This window comes from Nitrospinota bacterium (assembly GCA_035528715.1).
In the GTDB taxonomy this organism is placed as follows: Bacteria; JADFOP01; JADFOP01; order DATKYB01; family DATKYB01; genus DATKYB01.
Window position 1 is genome coordinate 1 of sequence record DATKYB010000116.1, and the last position, 6423, is coordinate 6423.

Consider the following 6423-nt stretch of genomic DNA (forward strand, 5'->3'; position numbering starts at 1 on the left):
ACGAAGAAAAGCAATTATTTTTTGACGTTTTGTAAAGATACGAGCAAGCTTTATAGCTCCATCATTAGCGTCTGAACCTGAAAGTCCAAAAGAAACTTTTTTGGTCCTATTTCCTGGAGTTATTTGCACTAATTCTTGGGCCAGTTCCACTTGATTTTTATTATACATATAGGCTGTAGTGTAATTGGTAAAATTATTAACTTGTTCCTTTATTGCTCTTACTACTCTGGGATGGGCATGACCAGTATTTAGAGCGGCAGCACTGGAAAGAAAATCTATATAACGATTACCATCAATATCCTCTACGATTGCACCTTTCCCTCGTTTCATAACAAAAGGATAGTAAGGTACCCGAGAAGCAGGTGAGATAACTTCTTCATCTTGTTTGATGATTTTAAGAGATTCAGTCAATTTTTTTTCCATTCTTTTCCCTTTTTACTATCCCGGCATAATAAGATCAGAAAATCCGAGCAAGTCCCAAAATACTCATAAAGGCCCGATAACCTTCTAAAACTGTTTTCCCCTGCACCTTAATAGTCCTCCCATTTATCCTCTCTACAAAAGGGTAAATATAAGCCTGGTCAGCCATCTCCGCTGTAAAAAACTTTACCTCAACTGTAACTGGAAGGTCTACATGGAAAGGTTTTACACTTGAAAGTCCACTAATAGCTTTTTTAACTCCATCTCTAATCAATTGATGAGATTTTTCCGGATGGAGGCACTCCGCTCCTGCCCGTCCGAAAGCTTTTTTAACTATTGCAGTTTCAAGGTGTTCTCCTATGAATGCTTTAGCGTCGCGACAAACAGTTTCATCGCCACTTAAAAAGATAACAGGAACATTAAAATGTCCTGCAATAACCGTATTGATTTCTGGCTCCCCAACTTCGATCCCATTTAACCTTACACAATTCACCATAGGAGCATAATATGTATGATCTAATATGGCGTGTAGTGTACCAATCTTGGCATGATAACCTATAAGAAGCGTTCCGTCACATCCTTCTACGCCCTGCATCATACATAAGGGTTTGTCGAATCCTGAAATTAAATGAGCCACAGGATTAAGCTGGGAAAGTATAATATTTGTCATCTTATTATGTGAATCATTTACAACAATCTCTTTTGCTCCTGCCTCCAACGCTCCTTCAATGGCTGCATTGACATCTCCTACCATTAGTTCCCGAGCCTGTTTATATTCCTCTTTCTCTGGAAGAACCTGATCAAAATGAACAATCCCGGTGATTCCTTCCATATCTACTGAAATGAATATCTTCATTTATTCTCCTCCATAAAATATTTTTTTAATAAAACTAGATTAACCATACTTGTCTTGTTTTTATTTAAATTATAAACCCAAAGTTAAGTAATTATTCTTTTTAAGAACTTTCCCTCCTCTCTTTCCTGTCAAATTTCCTTTTTCTACACTAATAACCCTATTAACAATTACATACTCAATACCTTCGGGCTTATTTCTTGGTTCTTTATAAGTTGCTTTATCAATAATTCTATCAGCATCAAAGACCACAATATCTGCCCAAAAACCCTCTTTAATCAACCCTCTATCTTTTAACCCAATCTTTTGTGCCGGAAAAGATGTCATTTTTCTTATCGCTTCTTCAATATTAAGCAACTTCCTGTCTCTAACATAAACCCCCAGAATCCTAGGAAAAGTACCGTATGTTCTCGGATGAGGAATTCCAATTCCTTCGTCAACTCCATCAGTTCCTATTATGGTATATGGACAGCTAATCACTTTTTCCAAATCTTTTTCATTCATCATAAAAATAATCATCTCTGCATCAGTACCATCATTGGCAATTATTTCAAATATAGTATCATAGATACTTTTATTCCATTCTTTGGAAATTTCTAAAATATTTTTACCTATAAATTCCGGATAATTAAGGGAATATGTTAATACAATATTCTCGCATCCTGTCTGTTTAATAAAATTTTGCCAGTCTGTTTTCTCTTCAATAAACTCTCTCATTCTACCTCTTTCTCTGGGATCTTTACATCTTTCCTTTAGTTTTTCCTCTCCACCTTCATGGGCAAAAGGAGGTAATATTGCCCCTAAAAATGATGCGCCTGCTAAATAAGGATAAGCATCTACTGTAATATCAACACCATTCTTCCTTGCTTCTTCGATCATCTTTAAGGTTTTATCAATTTTTCCCCAATTAAATTTTCCGGCAGCTTTGTGATGAGATATTTCGATTGGCACTTTAGCTTCCACCCCAATTCTTATAGCCTCATCAAGAGCACTAAATAAATGATCTGCTTCATCTCTTATGTGTGTTGAATAAATTCCTCCATATTTTGCTACACCTCTTAAAAGTTCTACTAATTCTTCAGTTTTCGAATAAACACCAGGGGGGTAAATCAAACCTGACGATACTCCAAATGCACCATCATTTATTGATTGGGATACTAACTTCTTCATTTCTTTTAATTCTTTCTCTGTTGGGTTTCTATCATCCATTCCCATCACTGCAATTCTTAATGTCCCATGACCAACTAATCCAACGAAATTCGTTCCTAAATTTCCCAGGCTTTCCAATTTATTTAAATATTCACCATAAGAAACCCAATCAAAATCAATGTTTTTTCCATGATTAATACCTAAATAGGAATTTAATATTTTTAAAGTCTTCTTGTTAACCGGTGCGGGACTCATTCCGCAGTTTCCTGCCACTACTGTTGTAACACCTTGAAAAAGTTTTGGTTTATTGTAAATATCTCTAAAAAACATTAAATCGTCATGAGCGTGCATATCGATAAATCCCAGTGCTACGATTAGTCCTCTTGCATCTATTACTCTATCCATCTTCTTTTCTGGACTAATTCTTCCAACTTTTATAATCTTGCCATTTTTTATTCCAATATCCCCTTTAAACCAAGGATTTCCCGTTCCATCAATAATTTTCCCATTTTTAATTAACAAATCAAATTTCATTTAAAATCTCCTTTTCTTTGAACCATGGGCAATAACAGAGAAGAAAGATATTTTCTACTGTGATATACTTTATTATGCGCTACTTTAATATCAACTTCTTCATCTATAGGACCACCTGTATTTAAGTTACGATTAAATTCGGGGAAAAGGCTACTGGTTACTAAAAGACGAATCCTATGCCCAGCTTTAAAAATATGACTTGTTGCAAAAATAAGCTTAAACTCATATTTGTATATTTTGCCTTTTTCTAAAAGTTCTGGTCTTTCAAGAGAATTCCTGTACCTTGCCCTTATACCTCCCTTATTAAGATTAATGGACTTCCCATCCGGATATACATCTGAAAGCAGGACAATCCAATCTGTGTCTAAACAATCAGAAGAAGCGTAAAGCAACATCCTTGGAGTCCCGGCAAGTTCTAAGTCATCTTTTAATAGTTCACTTGTGAAAACCAGCACATCATCCCTTCTTTCTATAAACCGCATATCCAATGGAGTCTCTGCTGAAGGAGCATAGAGATTAAAATCAATGGTTGATACCACTGGATCTCTGGGGTCATAAGCGTAGCAGTCTACAGTCTCTTCTAATGGTTCTTCTTGGCTTAATTTTCCATCCCCTAAAAGAGTATTCGCTTTTCCATTACTATGGAGATACCATGGAACAGTATAGGATTCCGATGGTGGCCAGGAGTTTCTTGTAACCCATTTATTTTCCCCCATTGTAAAGGTGTATACTTTTTTATAATTAAAGAATTCAAGGAACTTTTTCCATGACTCCTTATCTCCTTTAAGGTAATATTCAAACCACCATAAATGAAGATTAAGTAAATTTATTACAGCCTCTGGTCCAAAGTCTAACCCTCCAAGATGTTGCTTTGGAATTCTGGTTCCTCCATGCTCCCACGGACCAGAGATTAAAAACTGTTTATCTTTAGCGGAATAATATTTTACCATACCTTTATAGAAATACATAGCCCCTGGTTGATCATCATCATACCACCCGGTTATGTGAAGGACCGGTAGATTAATCTTCCTGAAATCTTCTGTTGTCAGGAGAATTTTCTGCCAGAAATCATCAAGACTTGGATGTGATATCCATTTTTTCCAAACAGTGCTCATTCTTCCTACAACCTCATCCATACTCTTCAAAGGAAGATGCCACATAACCTTTTCCCAATTAACAGATTTAGGATTCTGAACTGATCTTCCACCAACAAGATGAAGCCATTGAATCATTCCCATAGTTATCATACCATTAATAAAAGGTAACTCTTGCATAAAATAACCGGCAGCTGCAGTGCTTACCATAGTAGTTAAATGAGGGGGTATCTCACGAGCAGCAGCCCACTGAACCCAACCTCTATAGGAACCTCCCATCATAGCAACTTTTCCATTACACCAGTCTTGTTTTGCGATCCACTCTACTGTATCGTAACCATCGAGTCCTTCATTAAACATAGGAATCCATTCTCCATTAGAATCTCCTCTTCCCCTGACATCTTGCAAAACTACTACAAAACCATTCCTTGTAAAAAACTCAACATCCCTTGTCCCATGCTTAGTTTCGTCTGCTAAGGCCTTATTGTATGGTGTCCTAATCAAAATAGTGGGATAAGAGTCTTCTTTTTTTGGGAGATAGATATCTGCAGATAGTTTTGTTTTATCTCTCATTGGGATTTTAACATCAAACAAAGTTCTAATTTCCACGTTTAGTTTCACCTTTCTATGTTTTTTAATTTTTTCTTTCATTTGATTTCTTACCTTCCAAATCTTCCAACAACCTCACTCCTAATGGGTTAATTTTTCTTTTAAAAATGGCGCCCATTCTTTTTGAGCTAAATAGGGGAAGTAGCATCTAACAAAATGTCCTTTTTTTACCTCTGTAAATGGCGGAGGCTCTCCTTTTTTGCAGATATCCTTTGCGAATGGGCATCTTGGATGAAATCTACAACCAGAAGGAGGATTTATTGGACTTGGGACTTCTCCTTTTAAAATTATTCTCTTTGGTTTATGCTTTGGAATCAGTCCAGGATTTGAACTAAGCAATGCCCAGGTATAGGGGTGCATAGGAGAATTGAAAATCCTTTTTGTATCTGTTAACTCCACTATTTTCCCCAGGTATATAACTGCAATCCTATCACTTATCACACTAATAACAGCTAAATCATGAGAAATAAAAAGATAGGTTAAATTATGCTCCTTTTGTAGTTTTTTTAGAAGTTTAAGAATTTTTGCCTGAACTGATACATCCAGGGCAGATGTTGGCTCATCCAGTACTATAACCTTAGGGCCCATAGCTAATGTCCTTGCAATTGTAATCCTCTGAAGTTGACCTCCACTAAAAGCATGTCTAAATCTGCTAAGATGTTCTTCTTCTAACCCAACTTCTCTGATTAGTTCCAAAACTCTTTCTTTTAATTCTTTTTCGTCTTTTACAAGACTATGTTCTTTTAAGGACTCTCCAATAACATCTGCTATTGTCATCCTCGGATCAATTGAAGCCTTTGGATTTTGAAAGACGATCTGTATGTCTTTTCTTGTTTCTTTTAATTTTTTCCCCTGTATATGAGTAATCTCTCTTCCATCAAAATATATCCTTCCCTCTGTAGGCACAAGAAGTCTATCAACAGTCCTCCCTAAGGTTGTCTTCCCACATCCTGATTCCCCAACCAAACCCAAAGTTTCTCCTTTGTTAACAATAAAACTAACCCCATCAATAGCTTTAACATATCCTACTATTCTTTTTAGAAACCCCTTTTTTACAGGAAAATATTTTTTAAGATTTTCAACTTGTATAAGCCCTCCCATTTATCAACTCCCCTAATTTTCATTGTACAGATGACACGCAACAAAATGATTATTTTCAACCTCCATTAGAGGAGGCTTTTGCTTTTTACAAATGCTCTTTACCGATGGGCATCTTGGATGAAATCTACAACCAGAGGGAGGATAAAGCAAATTAGGAACTACTCCTAGTATTATCTCCAAATCATTAACCCTTGTCCCTATACGAGGAACTGCTTTTAAGAGAAGGCTGGTATATGGATGTAAGGAATTTTTGAAAAGAGACGTTACGTCTGTATACTCTACTACATATCCAGCATACATAACCACGACCATATCTGCCATCTCAGCTATTACAGTTAAGTCATGTGTTATCCAAAGTATAGAAATCCCGTATTTTTCCTGGAGTTTCTCTATTAAGTTTAAAAACTGTGCTTGAACAGTAACATCTAAGGCTGTTGTTGGTTCATCTAATATTAACAGATCAGGATTCCCAGCGAGTGCCATTGCTATCATTACTCTTTGTTTCATACCTCCAGATAGTTCATGAGGATACATTCTAATAACCCTTTCAGGTGCAGGAATATCAACATCTTTTAATAAATTTATTGCTCTTTCTTTTACTTCTTTTTTGGCCATTGTAAAATGGTAAATTAGAACCTCGGCTATCTGGTCTTCAACAGTCAA

The 6423-nt window shown here is 36.1% G+C and carries 6 protein-coding genes; all 6 read right to left on the bottom strand.

All coding sequences use genetic code 11. The features are described 5' to 3' along the window. The coding region (locus VMW81_08395) for an aminotransferase class III-fold pyridoxal phosphate-dependent enzyme (protein ID HUU50964.1) at positions 1 to 423 on the bottom strand (423 nt) is incomplete at its 3' end. Positions 424 to 457: 34 nt separating this feature from the next. Next, positions 458 to 1276: a M55 family metallopeptidase gene (locus VMW81_08400; GenBank protein ID HUU50965.1), complete on the bottom strand. Its 819-nt coding sequence runs from the start codon at positions 1274 to 1276 to the stop codon at positions 458 to 460. A 69-nt stretch (positions 1277 to 1345) separates the two neighbouring features. After that, positions 1346 to 2956, bottom strand: coding sequence for an amidohydrolase family protein (locus tag VMW81_08405; protein HUU50966.1), 1611 nt, complete (start codon positions 2954 to 2956; stop codon positions 1346 to 1348). Then, a complete protein-coding gene (locus tag VMW81_08410; GenBank protein HUU50967.1) occupies positions 2953 to 4701 on the bottom strand; it encodes a CocE/NonD family hydrolase in 1749 nt (582 codons plus the stop codon). Before VMW81_08410 ends, VMW81_08405 begins: the two co-directional genes overlap by 4 nt. Before the next feature lie 39 nt (positions 4702 to 4740). After that, positions 4741 to 5760, bottom strand: a complete 1020-nt coding sequence (locus VMW81_08415) for an oligopeptide/dipeptide ABC transporter ATP-binding protein (protein HUU50968.1) — start codon at positions 5758 to 5760, stop codon at positions 4741 to 4743. 12 nt (positions 5761 to 5772) lie between these two features. Continuing rightward, a partial coding sequence (locus VMW81_08420; protein ID HUU50969.1) for an ABC transporter ATP-binding protein occupies positions 5773 to 6423 on the bottom strand: 651 nt, incomplete at its 5' end.